The sequence below is a fragment of the Nesterenkonia sp. YGD6 genome, from assembly GCF_022565895.1.
GTDB lineage: Bacteria > Actinomycetota > Actinomycetes > Actinomycetales > Micrococcaceae > Nesterenkonia.
In genome coordinates, this window is sequence record NZ_JAJOYY010000002.1 from 17712 (window position 1) to 38466 (window position 20755).

The 20755-nt window shown below is 66.7% G+C and carries 17 protein-coding genes; 9 read left to right on the forward strand and 8 right to left on the reverse strand.

Annotation, left to right across the window (positions count from 1 at the left end):
* Window positions 1–15 precede the first annotated feature (15 nt).
* Entirely contained in the window at window positions 16–1230 is a 1215-nt protein-coding gene (locus LTI14_RS03625; RefSeq protein WP_241471065.1) for an MFS transporter, read from the forward strand.
* A 99-nt stretch (window positions 1231–1329) separates the two neighbouring features.
* Here LTI14_RS03625 and LTI14_RS03630 read toward each other — a convergent pair whose 3' ends face one another.
* Together LTI14_RS03630 and LTI14_RS03635 are read right to left on the reverse strand one after the other, a co-directional pair.
* Complete coding sequence (locus LTI14_RS03630) at window positions 1330–2376, reverse strand: LacI family DNA-binding transcriptional regulator (protein ID WP_241475841.1); 1047 nt, start codon at window positions 2374–2376, stop codon at window positions 1330–1332.
* On the reverse strand, window positions 2352–4079 hold the full coding sequence (locus LTI14_RS03635) for a glycoside hydrolase family 13 protein (RefSeq protein WP_241475842.1): 1728 nt from the start codon (window positions 4077–4079) through the stop codon (window positions 2352–2354). Before LTI14_RS03635 ends, LTI14_RS03630 begins: the two co-directional genes overlap by 25 nt.
* Window positions 4080–4332: 253 nt before the next feature.
* Here LTI14_RS03635 and LTI14_RS03640 point away from each other — a divergent pair, with 253 nt between their 5' ends.
* From LTI14_RS03640 to gdhA, 4 genes are all read left to right on the forward strand, one after another.
* A complete protein-coding gene (locus LTI14_RS03640; RefSeq protein ID WP_446740375.1) occupies window positions 4333–5646 on the forward strand; it encodes a sugar ABC transporter substrate-binding protein in 1314 nt (437 codons plus the stop codon).
* A gap of 3 nt (window positions 5647–5649) precedes the next feature.
* Window positions 5650–7257 (forward strand): ABC transporter permease subunit, encoded by a 1608-nt coding sequence (locus LTI14_RS03645; protein ID WP_241475845.1) that lies wholly within the window; start codon window positions 5650–5652, stop codon window positions 7255–7257.
* A 1-nt stretch (window position 7258) separates the two neighbouring features.
* A complete protein-coding gene (locus tag LTI14_RS03650; RefSeq protein ID WP_241464784.1) occupies window positions 7259–8206 on the forward strand; it encodes a sugar ABC transporter permease in 948 nt (315 codons plus the stop codon).
* 69 nt (window positions 8207–8275) lie between these two features.
* Complete coding sequence (gene gdhA, locus LTI14_RS03655; RefSeq protein ID WP_241471060.1) at window positions 8276–9634, forward strand: NADP-specific glutamate dehydrogenase; 1359 nt, start codon at window positions 8276–8278, stop codon at window positions 9632–9634.
* Window positions 9635–9656: 22 nt separating this feature from the next.
* On the opposite strand, the gene LTI14_RS03660 is transcribed toward gdhA, so the two are convergent.
* Together LTI14_RS03660 and adh are read right to left on the reverse strand one after the other, a co-directional pair.
* Window positions 9657–10046, reverse strand: coding sequence for a DUF779 domain-containing protein (locus LTI14_RS03660; RefSeq protein WP_241471059.1), 390 nt, complete (start codon window positions 10044–10046; stop codon window positions 9657–9659).
* Between the two features lie 36 nt (window positions 10047–10082).
* Entirely contained in the window at window positions 10083–11606 is a 1524-nt protein-coding gene (adh, locus tag LTI14_RS03665; protein ID WP_241471058.1) for an aldehyde dehydrogenase, read from the reverse strand.
* A 215-nt stretch (window positions 11607–11821) separates the two neighbouring features.
* Here adh and LTI14_RS03670 point away from each other — a divergent pair, with 215 nt between their 5' ends.
* Together LTI14_RS03670 and LTI14_RS03675 are read left to right on the forward strand one after the other, a co-directional pair.
* On the forward strand, window positions 11822–13012 hold the full coding sequence (locus tag LTI14_RS03670) for a transcriptional regulator (protein ID WP_241475847.1): 1191 nt from the start codon (window positions 11822–11824) through the stop codon (window positions 13010–13012).
* 51 nt (window positions 13013–13063) lie between these two features.
* A complete protein-coding gene (locus LTI14_RS03675; protein ID WP_241475848.1) occupies window positions 13064–13801 on the forward strand; it encodes an IMPACT family protein in 738 nt (245 codons plus the stop codon).
* A gap of 71 nt (window positions 13802–13872) precedes the next feature.
* On the opposite strand, the gene LTI14_RS03680 is transcribed toward LTI14_RS03675, so the two are convergent.
* The gene (locus LTI14_RS03680) at window positions 13873–14676 is read right to left on the reverse strand and encodes a GAF and ANTAR domain-containing protein (RefSeq protein WP_241475851.1); all 804 of its coding nucleotides are present in this window, start codon (window positions 14674–14676) and stop codon (window positions 13873–13875) included.
* A 299-nt stretch (window positions 14677–14975) separates the two neighbouring features.
* Here LTI14_RS03680 and LTI14_RS03685 point away from each other — a divergent pair, with 299 nt between their 5' ends.
* A complete protein-coding gene (locus tag LTI14_RS03685; protein WP_241464791.1) occupies window positions 14976–15395 on the forward strand; it encodes a hypothetical protein in 420 nt (139 codons plus the stop codon).
* Here LTI14_RS03685 and LTI14_RS03690 read toward each other — a convergent pair.
* Window positions 15370–16353, reverse strand: a complete 984-nt coding sequence (locus LTI14_RS03690) for a heme o synthase (protein ID WP_241464792.1) — start codon at window positions 16351–16353, stop codon at window positions 15370–15372. The two genes, LTI14_RS03685 and LTI14_RS03690, sit on opposite strands and share 26 nt — an antisense overlap.
* A 173-nt stretch (window positions 16354–16526) precedes the next feature.
* Window positions 16527–18608, reverse strand: coding sequence for a DNA gyrase/topoisomerase IV subunit B (locus LTI14_RS03695; RefSeq protein WP_241471057.1), 2082 nt, complete (start codon window positions 18606–18608; stop codon window positions 16527–16529).
* Window positions 18609–18838: 230 nt separating this feature from the next.
* Between LTI14_RS03695 and LTI14_RS03700 the strand changes: the two genes are divergently transcribed.
* Window positions 18839–19054 carry a DUF7455 domain-containing protein gene (locus LTI14_RS03700; protein ID WP_241464794.1) on the forward strand — a complete coding sequence of 72 codons (216 nt, stop codon included), beginning with the start codon at window positions 18839–18841 and terminating at the stop codon, window positions 19052–19054.
* Window positions 19055–19129: 75 nt separating this feature from the next.
* Here LTI14_RS03700 and LTI14_RS03705 read toward each other — a convergent pair whose 3' ends face one another.
* Window positions 19130–20626 (reverse strand): RNA polymerase sigma factor, encoded by a 1497-nt coding sequence (locus LTI14_RS03705; protein WP_446740377.1) that lies wholly within the window; start codon window positions 20624–20626, stop codon window positions 19130–19132.
* Window positions 20627–20755: the final 129 nt, after the last annotated feature.

The window sequence follows — 20755 nt, forward strand, 5'->3', positions numbered from 1 at the left end:
GGCTAGACTGCAGCGATGACCACGGCTCCCTCTCCCCGGCGACAGATCCTGCTGGGGGCGCTGCTGCCGGCGTTCATCTTCAGCGTCGGCGCCGGTGCCATGATCCCGATCCTGGCTCCCTTCGCCGTGGAACGGGGCGCCACCCTCGCGGTGGCGGGCATCATCGCCGCGATGCTCCCGCTGGGTCAGATCCTCGCGGATCTGCCCGCCGGTGCGCTGGCGGCCCGAGTCGGCGATCGTCGTGCGATGCTGCTGGCCGCCGGTGCGGCCGCGCTCGGCTTCCTGGCCGCAGGGCTGGCCCCGTCCCTGCTCACCCTGGGCGCCGCCGTCGCTCTGGTCGGTGCCGCGAATGCGGTCTTCCACCTGGCGCGGCACTCCTATCTGACCGAGGTGACCCCGGTGCATCAGCGCGCCCGGGTGCTCTCCACCCTGGGCGGGGTGCATCGGATAGGGCAGTTCATCGGACCTTTCCTCGGCGCCGGGGTGATCGTCCTGGGAGACCTGCGCGCGGTGTTCGCGCTGGCGCTGCTGACTGCAGTCGCCGCAGGGGTCACGGTGCTGCTGGCACCGGAGATCGACACCCGGCCCGCCCGCGCGCCCGGCGTCGCCCGGGCCGGATTCGCCCAGGTGATCGCGACCCACCGCGACCTGCTGCTGACCTTGGGGATGGCGTCGATGCTGGTCGGCGCCATCCGCGGGGCGCGTCAGCAGGTGCTTCCGCTCTGGGGTGAGCACATCGGGCTGGACCCCACCACGATCTCGCTGCTGTTCGGCCTCGCCGGTGGCATCGACATGCTGCTGTTCTACCCCGCGGGCAAGATCATGGACCGATTCGGCCGGCTCTGGATCGGGGTGCCCTCGATGATCTGCCTCGGGCTGGCCATGGCCCTGGTGCCGCTGGCGCATTCGGTGCCGGTGCTCGCCGGGGTGGCGGTGCTGCTGGGCATCAGCAACGGGCTGGGTTCCGGGGTGATGATGACGATCGCCTCGGACATCGCACCCTCCGACGCACGCCCGCAGTTCCTCGGCGCCTGGCGGCTGATGCAGGATCTCGGGATCGCCGCCGGTCCGCTGACCCTCGCCGCCGGGGCGGCGCTGGGTTCCCTGGCGGCCGGGATCTGGGTGGCCTCCGCCATGGGTCCGCTGGCAAGCGCAGGGCTGCTGCGCTGGCTGCCGCGCTATTCGGTCCACGCCAGTCGTCGGACCCGGAGGGCCGCAGGGCTCGAGTGACCCGGAGGGCCGCAGGGCTCGAGTGACCCGGAGGGCCGCAGGGCTCGAGTGACCCGGAGGGCCGCTGGGCTGGAGCAGCGACCGCGCAGCGACACGCGGTCAGACGGGCAGCGCCCCCGGAGCCTTTGCGGTGCTGCGCCGGACCAGCAGATCGAAGCTCAGATCCATATTCTCCGGGTGTGTGCCGCCTGACTCGACCGTGGCGAGGATGAGCTTCGCCGCCGTCGCTCCCTGACTCTGGGCGTGCTGGTCCACCGTGGTCAGCTCGAAGAGCCCACCGAGCTCGTGCCCGTCGATCCCGACGACCGAGAGGTCCTCGGGAACTCTGATCCCCAGCTCGCGCGCCGCGAGGACCGCCCCGATCGCCATCTCATCAGAGGCCGCCACGAGTCCGGTCATCCCGGTGCCAGGCATGCCCAGAAGCTGGCGGGCCGCATGGAAGCCACCGGGGATGGTGAAGTCTGCTTCACCGATGAGGGCGGGGTCGGTCTGCAGACCCCGGCGTCGGAGTGCCCGGTCGAAGCCCTCCCGACGCTGGCTCGGGACCTTGTAGTCGGCGTCGAACCGTTCGGCACCGCCGATGAAGCCCAGCACCTCATGGCCCAGATCGAGCAGATGCGCTGCGGCAAGCTCGGTGATGGCCAGGTCATCGATCGCGACGCCGGGCAGCGTGCCGGAGGTGCCGCCGATGATGACCACGGGGATGCCGAGTCGCTTCAGCTCCAGCTCCTCCCATTCGCTGAGCTCCAGGGCCACGACGACGACGGCGTCGACCCGGCGTCGTCGGAGGAAGGCGCTGAAGATCTCTCGACGCACCTCGGGGTCTCCGGTGACGTTGTACAGGGTCACGTCGTAGCCCGCGCTGGTCGCCTCGTCGGAGATGCCGGTGAGCACGGTGTTGAAGAACCACCGGTGCAGCTCCGGCATGATCACCCCGAGATTGCGCATCCGGCCTGAGGCCAGGCTGGACGCCGCGGAGGAGGCCACGTAGTCAAGTTCCGCGGCGACCTTCAGGATCTTGGCCCGCGTGCTCGTCGAGACGTTGCCCCGTCCGCTCAGCGCACGGGAGACCGTCGCGGCGGACACCCCCGCGGCCTTGGCGACATCATCCAGGCTCGTCATCAGCCGGCGTGCCGGCGCAGCCACACGGTGCAGTCGGCCGGAACCTCAGCCCCCTTCAGCGCAGCGGTGGCGAGCAGCACGTCGTGCTCGGCGGGCAGCGCCACCGGCTGCGTTCCGGTGTTTGCGAGCACCGTCACGTCCTGGTTGGCGAACATCAGCACGGAACCCTCGTTCCCGGGCAGCCAGCGCAGCTGCCCGAGGCCCAGATCGTGTTCCGCGCGCAGTGCAAGCATCCGCCGGTAGAGGTTCAGCGTGGAGTCAGGGTCGACGCGCTGGACGTCCCGGGCTAGGCTCTTCCAGCGCTCCGGCTGGGGAAGCCACGGCGTGCCGCCTGCGGTGAACCCGAAGGTGTCAGCGTCGGCGACCCAGGGCAGCGGGACCCGGCATCCGTCACGGCCGAAGCGTTCTCCCGCGGTGCGGAACCAGGTCGGGTCCTGGCGGGCCGCATCGGGCAGGTCGTGGACCTCGTCGAGGCCGAGCTCTTCGCCCTGGTAGATGTAGGAGGAGCCCGGCAGCGCCAGCATCAGGGCGGTGGCGGCGCGTGCACGGGCAAGACCGGTCTGCCGATCAGGCAGGCCCGGATGGTCTGGCCCGATGCCGCTTCCCTGCGGGTTCTCCCCGGTCAGCGAGAGCCGGGTGGCGTGGCGCACCACATCGTGGTTCGACAGCACCCAGGTGCTCGGGGCACCCACGGAGTTGAAGGCGTGCAGGGAGTCATCGATGACCCCACGCAGCTGTCCCGCATCCCACGGGGTCTCCAGGTACTGGAAGTTGAACGTCTGGTGCATCTCATCCGGTCGCACCCATAGGGCCGCCTTCTCCACGGAGGACACCCACGCCTCACCGCAGAGCGCCCGGTCGCCCTCGTACTCCTCAAGGACCAGGCGCCAGTCGCGGTAGACCTCATGCACCTCGGTCTGCTCGAAGTAGGGCGCCGGGGTCTCCTCGCCGCCCATCGATGCGGCGTCGACATCCGGGGTGTAGTCCGGGAAGTCCTGATCCTTCACCAGTCCATGGGCCACATCGACGCGGAAGCCGTCGACTCCGCGGTCCAGCCAGAAGCGCAGGATCCGCCGGAACTCCTCCTTGACCTCGTCTTTGGACCAGTCGAAGTCCGGCTGGCTGGAGTCGAAGAGATGCAGATACCACTGACCCGGCGTGCCGTCGGGCTCGGTGATGCGCGTCCAGGCGGGTCCGCCGAAGATCGACTGCCAGTTGTTCGGGGGCTCCTCCCCCTGGGCTCCTGAGCCGTCGCGGAAGATGTAGCGGGCGCGCTCCGGGCTCCCGGGTGCCGTGGCCAGGGCCTGTCGGAACCATTCGTGCTGATCCGATGAATGGTTGGGCACCAGGTCCACGATCACGCGGATGCCGAACTCGTGGGCGCGCGCGAGCAGGGTGTCGAAGTCGGCCAGCGTGCCGAAGATGGGGTCCACGTCGCAGTAGTCAGCGACGTCATAGCCGGCATCCTTCTGCGGTGAGGTCATGAAGGGGCTCAGCCAGATCGCATCCACACCGAGACCATGCAGCTCTCCGAGCCGGGCCGTGATTCCGGGAAGGTCCCCGATGCCGTCGCCGGTGGAGTCGCTGAATGAGCGCGGATAGATCTGGTAGATCACTGCGCTGCGCCACCATTCGGCGGCAGTCCCATGCTCCTCGGTCGTCGCAGCTCCTCGAGGGGCGACGTCGGCGGTGAAGGTGGAGGTGCGCAGGTCCTGGTGAACAGTCATGTCTCCAGCATATATGTAAGCGCTTCCACCTGGACGCCCCGGCACACAACCGCTTGCACCGCCCTGAAAAAGTGGCTGCCACAACAGAAACAGCGCATCATGAACCATAAGCGCTGGCCACAGGGCCTTTCCTCCCCTCACTGCCGACTGCCCGCTCAGGGTTGCGTGGATCACATTCTGTCCCCATACTGGAAGCGCTTGCACTCAGGACGGCGGGGTCATCGACTCCGCTTCTTCACAGAGAGGGACACCGATGACGGTGAACACCGGAAGATTCACGACGATGACCGCGCTCCTGGGGCTGGGGGCACTGGCACTGACCTCCTGCGGCTCGGGAGGCGACTCCCCCGACGCTGACGCAGCCGATCCGGCTGAGACCGAGACGACAGAGGCCGAGACGACGGAGTCCGAGGACGGCGATTCTGAGAGCGGCGAAGCAGCCGCCTCCGGCAGCCTGACCATCTGGGCCGATGCCAACCGGGCAGAGGTCCTGGCCGACGTGGCGGAGGACTTCGAGTCCGACACCGGCATCTCGGTGGAGATCTTGCAGCAGGACTTCGAGGAGATCCGAGACCAGTTCGTCTCCCAGGTCCCCACCGGTGAAGGCCCCGACATCGCCGTCGGCGCCCACGACTGGCTCGGGGTCCTGGTGAACAACGGCGTGGTCGCCCCGGTCGAGCTCGGTGACACAGCAGGTGACTTTGAAGAGATCGCCGTGGACGCCTGGACCTATGAAGGGCAGACCTACGGCCTCCCCTACTCGATCGAGAACATCGCGCTGCTGCGCAACACCGAGCTGGCTCCCGAGGCCCCCGCCGATTTCGACGCGATGATCCAGATGGGCGAGGAGGCCGGCACCGAATATCCGTTCCTGGTCGGCCTGACCCCCAACGAGAGCGACCCCTACCACCTCTACCCCTTCCAGACCTCCTTCGGGGCCCCGGTCTTCGGCACTGACGAGGACGGGAGCTACGACTCCTCGCAGCTGACCATGGCCGACGCCGGCGGAGAAGAGTTCGCCGGCTGGCTGGCGGAACAGGGCGAGGCCGGTGTGCTGAACCTCAACATCGACGGAGACCTGGCGCAGGAGAGCTTCAACGGCGGCAATTCGCCGTTCTTCCTGACGGGTCCCTGGAACGTGACCGGCGCGCAGGAGGCCGGCATCGACGTCGCGGTGGATCCGATCCCGGCCGCCGGAGACCAGGACGCGCAGCCCTTCGCCGGAGTACAGGGATTCTTCCTGTCCTCGCAGAGCGAGAACGTCGTGGCCGCAAGCAACTTCCTGATCAACTACGTCGGCACCGCGGAGGTCCAGACGGCGCTCTACGAGACCGGTGGACGCGCGCCCGCACTCACCGAGTCCTTCGACCAGGCCCTGAGCGAGGATGAGATCGTCGCCGGATTCGGCGAGGTCGGTGCAGAGGCTGTGCCGATGCCGGCGATCCCCGAGATGGGCGCGGTCTGGGACGACTGGGGATCCAGCCAGGCCGCGATCATCAAGGGCGACGGCGACCCGGTGGAACTCTGGCAGAAGATGTCCCAGGACATCACCTCTGCGATCGACTGATCGATGAGCACACTGACCACCACCAGAACCGATGACCGCTCCGCCGACGGGCGCCGCGCCCGGCGCACCGCCGAGGCCGCAGGCGTCGGGTGGAAGCTGCTGCTGCTGAAGATCACCGTGCTGGGGCTGCTCAACGCCGCCTCGGTGTATGCCGCCATGGTGCTCTTCTTCAACGAGAGGTGGCTCATCGGCACTCTGGTGGTGGTCAGCGGTGCCTTCCTGACCTGGATCTACTTCCAGCGCGGAGCACTTCCCGCGAAGTATCTCGCCCCAGGAGTGGTGTTCCTCCTGATCTTCCAGGTCTTCGTCATCCTCTACTCCGGCTACGTCGCCTTCACCAACTATGGGACCGGCCACAACAGCACCAAGGACCACGCGATCCACGCGATCATGCTCCAGACCCAGGACCGGGTGCCGGATTCGCCGACGTATCAGCTCACCGTTGTGGAACGCTCCGGGGAGCTCGGATTCGCGGTCACCACGGAGGCCGGCGAGGTGCTTCTCGGGTCCGCTGAGACCCCTCTGGATGATGTTCGGGGCGCCGTCGTCGAAGACGATCGCGTGGTTCAGGTGCCCGACCATGAGGTGCTGAGCTTCGCCGAGCTCGTAGATCGGCAGCAGGAGCTGACCACACTCGCTGTTCCACTCTCAGACGACCCCAACGCCGGAGCGCTGCGCACCCAGGACGGGCAGCGGGCGTATGTCTACACCTCACGCTTCGTCTATGACGAGGCCGCGGACACCCTGACCAACACGCAGAGCGGAGAGACGTATACCGACGGCGGGGAAGGTGCGTTCGTCACCGCGGCCGGGGATCAGCTGATGCCCGGCTGGCGGGTCAACGTGGGTCTGGACAACTTCGTCCGCGCCATCACCGAGGAGTCCATCCGTGGACCGCTGCTCTACGTCACGGCCTGGACCTTCGCGTTCGCGTTCCTCTCGGTGGCGACCACGTTCATCCTGGGCCTGTTCCTGGCGATCGTCTTCAACGACCCCCGGATGAAGTCCCGCAAGTATTACCGCCTGATCATGATCCTGCCCTACGCCTTCCCGGGATTCCTCTCCGCGCTGGTCTGGGCCGGGATGATGAACCAGGAGTTCGGGTTCATCAACAACGTGCTCTTCGGCGGGGCATCGATCCCCTGGCTCAGCGATCCATGGCTGGCCAAGCTGAGCATCCTGATCGTGAACCTGTGGCTGGGCTTCCCCTACATGTTCTTGGTCTGCACCGGTGCGCTGCAGTCGATCCCCGAGGAGCTCACCGAAGCCGCCCAGATGGACGGGGCCAGACCGTTCCAGGCGTTCCGGCAGATCAAGTTCCCGCTGCTGCTGGTCTCGATCGCTCCGCTGCTGATCTCCTCCTTCGCCTTCAACTTCAACAACTTCAACCTGGTGTACATGCTCACCGGTGGTGGGCCCCGGGACATCGAGGCCGGGATCAATGTGGGCTCCACGGACATCTTGATCTCGATGGTCTACAAGGTGGCGTTCGTCGGATCCCAGAGCGACTACGGGCTGGCCAGCGCCTTCTCCATCCTGATCTTCTTCATCGTCGGCACCATCTCCGTGATCGCCTTCCGGCGCACCCGAGCACTTGAGGAGTTGAACTGAGATGGCCCTGTCACAGCGCACGCTCACCCCCCGCCAGCCCACTTCCGACCCAGTCACCCGCGGCACGCCCACGCCCCGCGCACCCACCCGCCTGCGCTCCTTCCGACGCTGGTTCTCCCAGACCGGATGGCGCCACCTGGTCGGCGTCGCCGTCGTCATCTTCGCCGCCTTCCCGCTGGTCTACGTGTTCTCCGCCTCACTGAACCCCGGCGGCACGCTGATCACGGCCAACACGTTGTTCGGGAACCTGAGCCTGCAGAGCTATGTGGACCTGTTCAATCGTCCGCAGCAGCCCTTCGCCGCCTGGTACGTCAACACCCTGTTCATCGGGTTCAGCGCCTCCGCCGGCAGCGTGATGCTCGGCGCCCTGGCCGCCTACGCGTTCTCCCGGATGCGCTTCACCGGGCGCCGATTCGGTCTGATCACCATCCTGCTGGTGCAGATGTTCCCGCAGCTCCTGGCCATGGTGGCCATCTTCCTGCTGATGCTCTCGATCGGTGAGATCTTCCCGGCCATCGGGCTGAACAGCCAGATCGGCCTCATCATGGTCTACCTCGGGGGCGCCCTGGGTGTGAACACCTATCTGATGTACGGCTTCTTCAACACCATCCCGGTCTCCATCGACGAGGCCGCCAGGATCGACGGGGCCGGCCACGCGCGGATCTTCTTCACCATCATCCTTCCGCTGGTCTCCCCGATCCTCGCGGTGGTCGCGCTGCTGTCCCTGGTGGCCACGCTCAGCGAGTTCGTCATCGCCTCGGTGCTGCTGCGGGACCCGGAGAAGCAGACCCTGGCGGTCGGCCTCTACCAGTTCATCTCGCAGGAGACCTCACAGAACTGGTCCGTCTTCGCCGCCGGAGCGGTCCTGGCGGCGATCATCCCGGTGGCCCTGTTTCTGGCGCTGCAGCGATACATCGTCTCGGGTCTGGTCGCAGGCAGCGTGAAGTGACGCCGGCCGGCGTCTACTAGGGTGGGTTTCGCCGTCCAGAACGGGCGCGTGATCGTCGAGGAGACAACCATGAGCCCCAGCAGCCAGCGCATCGCCACAGTGTATGACCAGGTCATCGCGCGAAATCCTGGGGAGCTTGAGTTTCATCAGGCCGTCAAGGAGGTCTTCGACTCGCTGGGCCGGGTGCTCACGAAGTTCCCCGAATATGTGGAGGAATCGATCCTGGAACGGATCTGCGAGCCGGAGCGGCAGATCATCTTCCGCATCCCGTGGATCGATGACACCGGCCGGGTCCACATCAACCGCGGCTTCCGGGTGCAGTTCAACTCGGCGCTGGGTCCCTATAAGGGCGGGCTGCGCTTCGACCCCTCGGTCATGCTCGGCACGGTGAAGTTCCTCGGGTTCGAGCAGATCTTCAAGAACGCGCTGACCGGGCTGCCCATCGGGGGCGGCAAGGGTGGGAGCGACTTCAATCCCAAGGGCCGCAGCGACGGCGAGATCATGCGCTTCTGCCAGTCCTTCATGACCGAGGCCTACCGCCACATCGGCTCCTCCACCGATGTCCCGGCCGGCGACATCGGCGTCGGGCGCCGAGAGATCGGCTACCTCTTCGGCCAGTACAAGCGCATCGTGAACCGCTATGAGGCCGGGGTCATCACCGGAAAGGGAACCTCCTGGGGCGGATCCCTGGTGCGCACCGAGGCCACCGGCTACGGGACCGCGTTCTTCACCGAACACATGCTCGGCGCCACCGACCGAAGCCTGGACGGCTCGCGGGTGCTGGTCTCGGGATCCGGCAATGTCGCGTTCTACGCCATCGAGAAGATCCACGCCCTGGGCGGCCTCGTGGTGGGTGCCTCCGATTCCTCCGGTGCCGTCCATGACCCGAAGGGCATCGACCTTGAGCTGATGCGCGAGATCAAGCAGGTCCAGCGCGGACGCATCAGTGACTACGCCGCCCAGCGCGACACCGCCGAGTTCATCGCGGACAGACCGGTATGGGCCGTCGCCGAGAAGCACGACATCGATGTCGCGCTGCCCTGCGCGACGCAGAACGAGCTCGACGACGACGACGCGCAGCTCCTGCTCAAGGCCGGCGTCAAAGCGGTGGTCGAGGGCGCGAACATGCCCACCACGCCGGCAGCCATCGCTCGGCTCCGCGAGGCGGGGGCGCTCTTCGGACCAGGCAAGGCCGCCAACGCCGGTGGCGTGGCGACCTCGGCCCTGGAGATGCAGCAGAACTCGATCCGCGACTCCTGGACCTTCGAGTACACCGAGGCCCGGCTCGCGGAGATCATGGAGAACATCCACGCCCGCTGCGCCGGCACCGCCGATGAGTACGGGGTCCCCGGGGACTACGTCGCCGGCGCGAACATCGCGGGGTTCACCCAGGTGGCCGACGCGATGATCGCCCAGGGCGTCATCTGAGTCGTCCCCGAGTCCACTGGGCTCAGCCGGTGGTCACCGGCTCCAGCGCCTCGGTCTCGGCATCGGTGAACAGCCGGGAGCGGATGATGAACCGCTGGCCGGTAGGTCCTTCGATGCTGAATCCAGCGCCTCGGCCCGGTGCCACATCGATGGTGATGTGCGTGTGGGACCAGTACTGGAACTGGGCCTGGGAGATCCAGACCGGCACCGGCTCCGGGGTCCCGGGGTCCAGCCGGCCCAGCAGCACATCCGCTGGGCCGGTGAGGAAGGTCCCCTGGGTGAAGCACATCGGAGCCGATCCGTCGCAGCAGCCTCCTGACTGATGAAACATCAGCGGCTGCCCGTGGCTGTCTCGCAGCTGGACCAGCAGCGCCGCGGCCGCATCGGTGACGGCGATCCGTGAAGTGCTCATCGCGTGATCATGCTCCTCTCCCCCTGGTCATTCCGCCTAGAAGAACCCAAGCTTGTCCTCGCTGTAGCTGACCAGCATGTTCTTGGTCTGCTGGTAGTGCGAGAGCATCATCAGGTGATTCTCTCGGCCGATCCCGGAGTTCTTATAGCCTCCGAAGGCGGCGTGTGCCGGGTACTGGTGGTAGCAGTTGGTCCAGACGCGTCCGGCCTGGATGTCCCGACCTGCCCGGTAGGCGATGTTCGCCTCGCGGGACCAGACCCCGGCGCCCAGACCATAGAGCGTGTCGTTGGCGATCTGGATGCCTTCGGCGTAGTCCTTGAACTCAGTGACCGAGACGACCGGACCGAAGATCTCCTCCTGGAAGACCCGCATGGAGTTGTGGCCCTTGAAGATGGTGGGCTCCACGTAGTAGCCCTCTGAGAGGTCCCCACCCAGGTCCACCCGGTTTCCACCGGTGAGGACCTCCGCGCCCTCCTGCTGACCGATATCGATGTAGCTGAGGATCTTCTCCAGCTGGTCGTTGCTGGCCTGGGCGCCGACCTGGGTGTCGGTGTCCAGCGGGTTGCCCTGCTTGACCAGCTTGGTCCGCGCCACGGCCTTCTCGAGGAACTCGTCGTAGATGCTGGACTGGATCAGCGCACGCGAGGGGCAGGTGCAGACCTCGCCCTGGTTCAGCGCGAACATGGTGAAGCCCTCGAGCGCCTTGTCATAGAAGGCGTCATCAGCCCGGGCGACGTCTTCGAAGAAGAGGTTCGGGCTCTTGCCGCCGAGCTCCAGGGTCATCGGAATGAGGTTCTGTGAGGCGTACTGCATGATCAGTCGCCCGGTGGTGGTCTCGCCGGTGAAGGCGATCTTGCGGATCCGTGGGCTGGAGGCCAGCGGGGCGCCGGCCTCGGCGCCGAAGCCGTTGACCACATTGAGCACCCCGGCCGGCAGCAGGTCTCCGATGACCTCCATGAGCACCAGAATCGAGGCGGGGGTCTGCTCTGCGGGCTTGAGCACCACGGCGTTGCCTGCCGAGAGCGCCGGCGCCAGCTTCCACACTGCCATCAGGATCGGGAAGTTCCACGGAATGATCTGCCCCACCACGCCGAGCGGCTCGTTGAAGTGGTAGGCCACCGTGTCGGTGTCGATCTCGCTGATCCCGCTCTCCTGGGCCCGGATCGCACCGGCGAAGTAGCGGAAGTGATCCACGGCCAGCGGCAGGTCCGCCGCGAGAGTCTCTCGCACCGGCTTGCCGTTCTCCCAGGTCTCGGCGACCGCCAGCATCTCGAGGTTCTCCTCGATCCGGTCTGCGATCTTGTTCAGCACCACGGCCCGCTCGGCCACCGAGGTCTTGCCCCAGGCGGGCGCGGCGCGGTGGGCGGCGTCGAGGGCCAGGTCGATGTCTTCGGCCTTAGAGCGGGGAATCTCGGTGAAGCTCTTGCCTGTGAGCGGAGAGGGATTCTCGAAATACTCGCCACCCACCGGCGGGACCCACTCTCCGCCGATGTAGTTCTCGTAGCGGGACTTGTAGCTCATCAGTGCCCCGTCGGAGCCGGGCTGTGCATAGATGGTCATGTCGGGTTCCTTCCCATGTCGCTGCGCCTTGCGATCCGCTCCGAGTTCCGAAGATTCACGGCCGACGCTGTGATGTGCCTCACATGCACCCAGCGTAGAACTATCCAGGTTGCAGGACAGTTGCATGGTTAGACTGTGGGCCAGCACACATTCACCTATGGTGCGCCGTGCTGCCCCGCAGCCCCCGCGCACGCCAGGAGCGTCGAAGGAGTGCCATGGAGGCTCTGCCCACCGAACCGAAGACCTGGACCGCACTGCCGCACGCGCTGCGCGAGTCCTGGCTGCGTTCCGCCGGGGGCGTGCGAGACCCGATCAGCGCACTGCCTCCCATCGAGCTCGACGATGTCCAGCTGCGCGAGTATCGGCAGCACCACCCGCTGCGGCTGGTGCTGCCGGTGCTGAAGCGCCTGCTGATCGAACCCGCGACCGAGGCCGGGCTCATCGTGGCGATCGGAGACGCGGCAGGACGACTCCTCTGGGTGGAAGGGGCACGCGAGACGCTGCGCCAGGCGGAGCGCTCCGCCTTCCAGCCAGGTGCGAACTGGTCCGAGACGGCCATCGGCACCTCGGCTCCGGGCCTCGCACTGGCCACCGGCCGCGGCGCCCAGGTGCATCGGGAGCAGCATTTCTCCTACACCGCACACCGGTTCTCCTGTTCAGCGGTGCCGGTGCGCGACCCGGCCACCGGACGAATGCTGGGCGTGGTGGACCTGACCGGGGACGCGCAGGCCGTCGCGGTACATTCGCTGCCGCTGCTGCTCGCCGCGGTCTCCGCGGCTGAGGCGGAGCTGAAGCTTCGACCAGCCGCCACCACCCAGGCCACACTGACCACACTCGGAGCAGGCCCGGCCGTGTTGGGCACCTCCGATGCGCAGCAGCAGCTGGGTCTGCGTCACGCGGAGATCCTCTTCCTGCTGGGATGGCAGGCGGATCGCGGTGCCGAGCGCGGACTCACCGCTGAGGAGCTCGCCGAGCTGCTCTACGGTGAGGCCCACCACGAGGTCGCGGTCCGCGCCGAACTGGTCCGACTTCGCCGGCTTCTCGCTCAGCACCGCTCCCCCAGCATCGACCTGCTCTCCCGCCCCTACCGGCTCAGCGCCCCCGTGCAGCTGGACGCCCGCGACGCCTGCGCGGCCCTGACCGCCGGTGACCGACAGAGGGCTCTGGACCTCTACCGGGGCGAGCTGCTGCCGGGAAGCGAAGCTCCGGGAGTCCTGCGGATCCGCCGGGAGCTCTCGGCGCTGCTGCGTGAGGCGGTGCTCTCCGACGGCTCCGCTGAGGATCTGTGGCGTTATCTGCAGCTCCCCGAGGCGGCCGAGGACCCGGACGCGATTCGGACCGCACTGCGCATGATGCCTCCAGAGTCCCCTCGCCGCGCCGCCCTGGTGGCACGGAGCACATTCTAGAAGCACGCCCTTGCCGCGGGCGTCGCACCCGGCGTCGTAGACTCCTCAGACATGTCCACATTCGCCGTGGGTCCCGCCGGAGCAGACCTCCCCCAGCATCTCCGGCCCTATACCGTGCTGCGCCCGACCGCAGAGATCACTCATGAGATCGAGCGTCGACGCTCACTGTTCCGCACACACCTGCGCCGAGCCGACAGTGCAGAGGCGGCACAGTCCTGGGTCGAGCAGCTGCGCAAGGCCCACCCCGGCGCACGGCACCACTGCAGCGCCTGGGTCATCGGCGCCGACCGGCTGATTCAGCGCGCACTCGACGACGGCGAGCCCTCCGGCACCGCAGGGGCCCCGATCCTGGCGGCGCTGCTGAAGTCTGAGATGCCCGGTGGAGACGCCGACCTCAGTGATGTCGTGGCCGTGGTGCTGCGCTGGTTCGGCGGAACCCTGCTCGGACCCGGCGGACTGGTCAGCGCCTACTCCGACTCGGTGACCGGCGCCCTGACCGGCGCTCGCGAGCAGGGTCAGCTCCGACGCAGGGAACACATGCGCCTCTTCGACGTGCAGGCGCCCATCACAGAGGCGGGCCGCTGGGAGAATGAGCTGCGCGCCGCCGGCACGCTGGTGACGGCGACTGACTACAGCGCAGACGGCGCCCAGGCACGGATCAGGCTCTCGGTGCCCGACACCGACGCGCAGATCGCCGATCTGCACCGGAGGGTCGCCGCGCTCAGTGCCGGAGCGACGACCCCGGAGGCGGCCGGTCAGCGGTGGGTCGACCAGGCGGGTCCGCGCTGAGGTCCACGTCCGCGCAGGGATCCAACCGCGCGCGGCCTGTCACGTGGGAGCTGAGCATGCAGCCCAGCGGCTCAGGTGTCGAAGACCGTGGAGGCTGACTGGCGTCCGACCGTGGCCACCAGCTCCTCAGCGAGAACTCGGAGCTTCATATTGCGGTGGCTCGAGGCCTTGCGAAGGATCTCGAAGGCCTGATCCTGGTTGCAGCGGTTCTGCGCCATGACCACACCGATGGCGATGTCGATCGCGGTGCGCGACTCCATGGCGGCCTGGAGATGCTCGACGTTCTCCGAGTAAGCCGCGAGGCGCAGAGCGATCACCCCGACCTTGGAGGCGAGCCCGGCGTAGCGGCGGGCGGCCTCGATCTCGGCCGGACCGAATGCCTCGGGCGTGCTGGTGTAGAGGTTCATCGCTGCGGCGGACTCTGACTGCAGGGTCAGCGGCAGGGCGAGCACGCTGCGCATGCCGAACTCCCGCACAGCTGCCATGTAGCCGGGCCAGCGTCGCTCGGAGTGCACATCGGCGACACTGATCACGGTATCGGTCCGTTGGGCCTCCAGGCAGGGTCCCTCGTCGAAGCCGGCCTGGACCTCATCCAGGCGTGCCGCCTCCGGGCTGCTGGCCGCGACCACGACGTTGCGTTTGGACCGGTCAAGAATGATACTGCACAGCACGGGCTGCGTCCCGCTGAACCGCTCGGCGGACACCTGGGCAAGTCCCTGCAGAAAGCTTGAGATGTCGCTGTCCTGCTGGATCAGCATCTGCAGATCGGCCGAGACGTCACGATCCGCGGCGTCGGTGTCGATCGCATCCAGGACGGCGTCGTCGGCAGTGTCGGTGTCCAGGAACTGTTCGCTCAGCTTGAACTCTGTGCTCATCGTGATCTCCGCTCCGAACGTGGGCGCCGCCCTCAGCGACGGCACAAGTTTACTTGAATGTTTGAGCGTCGTCTGCTCTGTCCAGAGCTGATTATCGGCGGGTTCCCGGGAGTGTGGTCTGTGGTTACACTGGAATTGAGTTCAGCAGGGGGCTCATCACATCACTCTTAGGAGCAGACATGATCCGCCCACTGCTAGGCGCGCCGCACGGCTTCGCGGTTTCCGCATTGAACGCCCGCCACACACCGGTTGCTTCGGGGTCAGAGACGGAACGCGACTACCCCCAGAGGAGCGTGGCGATGACCGACATCGGAGACATCATGGCACCCCTAGGTGCCACCATATTGGGCACACGGTCACTGGCCGATGCCGCTCAGGTTCTCGAGGAATCCGACCCGGCAGTGGTGTTGAACCTCTCGTACCGGGCCATCGGACTCATCACCTGCGCGGATCTCAATGCCGTGCGGCAGCAAGACCCGCAGGGCTGGTCGAAGCGGCGCTGTGCCGGTCTGGTCCGGACATCCGATCAGCCCGTCCAGCGCAGAACTCCGATCCGTGAGCTGCTGGTCAGTGCCGCCCTCGACACCACGAGACCGCTGCTGGTGATGGATCAGGACCAGCCGGCCGGGATCCTGATGCCCGAGAGCATCGACGCCTGGCGGCGAGACAGCCAGTCCATCAGGGCCGGGAGGATCAGCCCATCAACGGAGACCCGATGAAGGGGTCGATCCAGAGCCCGATGAACAGCAGGGTGAGGTAGAGGATCGAGAGGTGGAAGACCTTCATGGCCTTCTTGTCCGTGAGGGTGCCGTTCTCGGCCTGCCGGTGCAGCACATGCGCCTCGTAGATGAACCAGGCCCCCGAGGCCAGCGCGAAGGCGGTGTAGGTGATGCCGGCCCAGCCCATCGGGATCAGCAGCAGCGAACACATCACGGTCGCCCAGGCGTAGAGCACCACCTGCACTGAGACGGTCTTTGCGGTGGCGACGGCGCCGAGCATGGGCACATGCGCGGTCTGGTAGTCGGTCCGGTACTTCATCGACAACGGCCAGTAGTGCGGCGGGGTCCAGAGGAAGATGATCACGAACAGCACCACCGCGGGCCATTCGAGCGTCTCGCGAACGGCGGCCCAGGCGATGACCACAGGGAAGCACCCCGCGATGCCGCCCCAGATGATGTTCTGCTCGGTGCGGCGCTTGAGGATGATCGTGTAGACCACGACGTAGAAGAAGATCGCCGCTGCGCCGAGTCCTGCGGCCAGCGGATTGGTGCCGAACCAGAGGACCGCGATCGCGGCGGCACCCAGCACCGAGGCGAAGATGAGCGCCTCGCGGGGGCTGAGCTCGCCGGTGACCAGCGGACGCTTCTTGGTCCGGTTCATCAGCTTGTCCATATCGCGATCGATATAGCAGTTGAACGCTCCGGCGGATCCGGCAGCCATGGCGCCGCCGACCAGCGTGGCCAGCGCCAGCCAGAAATCGGGGACGCCCTGCTGCGCGAAGAACATGGTGGGCAGGGTGGTGACCAGCAGCAGCTCGATGACGCGCGGCTTGGTCAGGGACCAATAGGCGGCCACCTTGCGTCGCCATTGAGGCTGCGAAGCCTCCGCGCCTGGGGCAGCAGAAGCTGCTCGGGCTGCGGAATCGCCGGTTGGGGCGACAGAAGTCTGTTGGGTCACGTCTCAGCTCACATGGGGTCGAGGTGCACTCGTCGTCGTCGTTCAGTGTACCGGTCGCGAAAGAGGTCAGGAGGGTCGACCGGCCTGTTCGACGAATTATTTCTACATGCGGTAGAAGTAGCGGCGGCGTGGCGCGGCCCGGCGGTGCGAGTCCTCGCCGTGCGGCCTCGGACTCAGGCGTCGATGCGGCCTCGGTCCAGCGCCTGGGACCCTTCGATGATGAAGTCCTTGCGGGGCGCGACCACCGAACCCATGAGCAGATCGAACACCCGTTCGGCTGCTTCGGCGTCCTGGACCCGGATTCGACGCAGCGCGCGGTGCTGTGGGTCCATGGTCGTCTCGGAGAGCTGGTCGGCGTCCATCTCGCCGAGACCCTTGTACCGCTGGATCGGCTCCTTGTAGTTCAGCCCGTCCTGTTCCAGCTGGGCAAGGAGCCGGTTCAGCTCTGCCTCGGAGTAGGTGTACCTGACCTCGTTCGCCCTGCGGCCCTGGTGGATGATCTCCACCCGGTGCAGCGGGGGCACCGCGGCGAAGACCCGACCGTCCTCGATCAGGGGGCGCATGTATCGGAAGAACAGGGTCAGCAGCAGGGTGCGGATATGGGCGCCGTCGACGTCGGCATCGGTCATCAGCACGACCTTGCCGTAGCGGGCGGCGTCGAGGTCGAAGGACCGCCCGGAGCCTGCTCCGATGACCTGCAGCAGGGCGGCGCACTCGGTGTTCGAGAGCATGTCCGCCACCGAGGCCTTCTGGACGTTGAGTATCTTGCCTCGGATCGGCAGCAGCGCCTGGAAGTCGGAGGAGCGGGCCAGTTTCGCGGTGCCCAGGGCGGAGTCGCCCTCGACGATGAACAGCTCGGTCTCCGCCACGCCCTTGGAGCGGCACTCCACGAGTTTGGCCGGCATCGAGGAGGTCTCCAGCGCGTTCTTCCGACGCTGGGTCTCTTTGTGCATCCTTGCGGAGATGCGGGACTTCATCTCTGCGACGACCTTCTCCAGGACCGCGGTCGCCTGCTGCTTGTCACCCCGCTTGGTGGAGCTGAGCCGGGCCTCGAGCTCCTTGCTGACCACTTTGGAGACGATCTGGCGGGCCGCGGGTGTGCCGAGGATCTCCTTGGTCTGCCCCTCGAACTGGGGCTCTGCGATGCGCACGGTCACCACCGCGGTGAGTCCGGCCAGCACGTCGTCCTTCTCGAGCTTGTCGCTGCCAGCCTTGAGCTTGCGCGCATTCGACTCCACCGTCTTGCGCAGGGACTTCAGCAGCGCCTGTTCGAAGCCGGTCAGGTGGGTGCCGCCCTTGGGAGTGGCGATGATGTTCACGAAGCTGCGCACGGTGGTGTCATACCCGATCCCCCAGCGCAGCGCGATGTCGACCTCGCAGTCGCGCTCCACGTCCTCCATGTGGCTGCGTCCGTCGGCGGCGAGCACCGGAATCCGTTCGGTGAACTTCCCATGCCCCTGGATGCGCCAGATGTCGGTGACCGAGGCATCGGCAGAGAGGTGATCGGCGAACTCGCTGATGCCGCCGTCGTACTGGAAGACCTCTTCCAGGGGCTCCGGGCCACGCTCGTCACGCACGGTGATGCGCAGTCCCGGCACCAGGAATGCCGTCTGCCGGGCGCGATTGGCGATCTCGATGTCGTTGAAGCCGGCGTCGGAGGTGAAGATCTGGCGATCGGACCAGTACCGGATGGTCGTTCCGGTGACCCCGCGCTTGGCCTTGCCGATGATGTCCAGCGGCGAGCCGTCCAGGGCGGGGGTGAACTCCGCGTCGGGGTCAGGGCGGGAACCGGAGAAGACTCCGGGCTCGCCGCGCCGGAAGGACAGCTGGTGGACCTTCCCGCCGCGGGTCACCTGGGCGTCCAGGCGAGCCGAGAGCGCGTTGACCACCGACGCCCCGACACCGTGGAGACCACCCACGGCGTTGTACGAGCCGCCGCCGAACTTGCCGCCGGCGTGGAGCTTGGTGAAGACCACTTCCAGGCCGGAGAGCCCGGTACGCGGTTCGATGTCCACCGGGATGCCGCGACCGTCGTCGCTGACCTCGACCGAATCGTCCGGGTACAGGGTGATGTTGATGGTGGAGGCGTGGCCGGCCAGAGCCTCGTCCACGGAGTTGTCGATGATCTCCCAGAGGCAGTGCATGAGTCCGCGCGAGTCGGTCGAGCCGATGTACATCCCGGGACGCTTGCGAACAGCTTCGAGACCTTCGAGCACCGACAGATGCCGGGCGTCATACTCCGAGCGCTTGGCCACGCAGTGTCCTCCTGTGGTGGGGGTGAATCAGTGTCATCGTAAGCGCGCGCGGCTCCGTGGCCGCGCAGAAGCGCCGCAGTCGGTACGCGCACAGCGAAAGCAGAGCGGTTTCGGGGTGCTGCTGTGAATGAAACAGCCCGGTTCGTGGTTCTATTGAACACCAAGAGATCCCGGGTCGGGCCTTCCCGGCTGCGGGACCTCTGGAGAATAGACCTGAGGAGGCGAAGAGCATGACCGGCACAACTGGCACCGTGGAAAACCAGCCCACTACCTTGACTGCCCTTGACCGTTGCGACCGCTGCGGAGCACAGGCTTACGTGCGAGCGGCGCTCACATCCGGTGTTCTGCTCTTCTGCAATCACCACGGCCGGCAGGTCGAAGATTCGCTGCGACCAAAGACCGTCGAGTGGATCGATGAATCAGATCGGCTCGTGACTGCCAAGTAGCACGCAGCACCAGACGAAGAAGGGTGCGGCCCGGAGAAATCCGGGCCGCACCCTTCTTCTATGTCCGGCTCAGACTCAGTCGAGGTAGTCGCGCAGGACCTGCGAGCGGCTCGGGTGGCGAAGCTTCGACATGGTCTTGGACTCGATCTGACGGATGCGCTCGCGCGTCACGCCGTAGACCTTGCCGATCTCGTCGAGGGTCTTCGGCTGACCGTCGGTGAGACCGAATCGCATGGCCACCACGCCGGCTTCGCGCTCGGCGAGCGTGTCCAGCACCGAGTGCAGCTGCTCCTGGAGCAGGGTGAAGCTCACCGCGTCCGAGGGCACGACGGCTTCCGAGTCTTCGATGAGGTCACCGAACTCGGAGTCGCCGTCCTCGCCGAGCGGGGTGTGCAGCGAGATCGGCTCGCGGCCGTACTTCTGCACCTCGACGACCTTCTCCGGGGTCATGTCGAGTTCCTGCGCCAGCTCCTCCGGGGTGGGCTCACGGCCCAGGTCCTGGAGCATCTGGCGCTGCACGCGGGCAAGCTTGTTGATGACCTCCACCATGTGCACGGGGATGCGAATGGTGCGCGCCTGGTCCGCCATGGCGCGGGTGATCGCCTGGCGGATCCACCAGGTGGCGTAGGTCGAGAACTTGAAGCCCTTGGTGTAGTCGAACTTCTCCACTGCACGGATGAGTCCGAGGTTGCCCTCCTGGATCAGGTCCAGGAAGAGCATTCCGCGCCCGGTATACCGCTTGGCCAGGGAGACGACCAGACGAAGGTTGGCTTCCAGCAGGTGGTTCTTGGCGCGCTTGCCGTCGGCGACCACGAGCTCCAGGTCGCGGCGCAGCCGGCGGTCGGTGATCTTCTGCTTGGCCAGCTTGTGCTCGGCGAAGAGTCCGGCCTCGATGCGCAGCGCGAGGTCGACCTCCTGTTCGGCGTTCAGCAGTGCGACCTTGCCGATCTGCTTCAGGTAGTCCTTGACCGGGTCTGCGGTCGCGCCGGCGGAGACCACCTGGATCGCGGGGGCGTCGTCCTCATCGGCGTTGGAGATGACGAAGCCGCGACCCTTGGACTCCTCCTCCTCGCCCTCCTTGGCCTTCACGGAGGCCTCGGTGATGGCCTCAGGGTCTTCCCCATCGGCCACGGCCTTCGCGACGGCCTTCTCCAGGGCCGCGGTGGGGGCGGCCTTCTCCTCGGCATCCGCCTCGGCGAGGACCTCGTCGACCGGATCGGCGGCCTTCTTGCGGCCTCCGGTCTTCTTCGCGGGCGCTTTGGTGGTCGCGGCAGCGGCGCTCTTCTTCTCAGCCGCCGTCTTGGCCGCAGTGGGCTTCGCGACGGTCGTCTTGGCTGCGGTCGTCTTAGCGGCCGGCGCCTTCTTCGCGGGAGCCTTGGCGGCTGAAGAGACGGGGCTCTTCTTCGCCGCGGTGGACTTCGCCGCGGTCGACTTGGCGGCGGTGCTGCGAGCTGCAGGGCTCTTCTTGGCGGGCGTCTTCTTCTCAGCCTCTGCAGCGGCCGTGTTCTCTTCGGTGGACTTGGACGCAGTAGTGGGCACGGTGACCTTCCGACTTAGACATATGGTGCAGATGCGATGAACTTGTCGGTCAACACACCTATGACCCTGTCAAGGCCATTGTAAAAATCATACTTGTCTGAGGAGCTGTCAACAGCCCCTCGGTGGGTATGATCCTACGATGGTTGCAGGGTCTCAATGCAT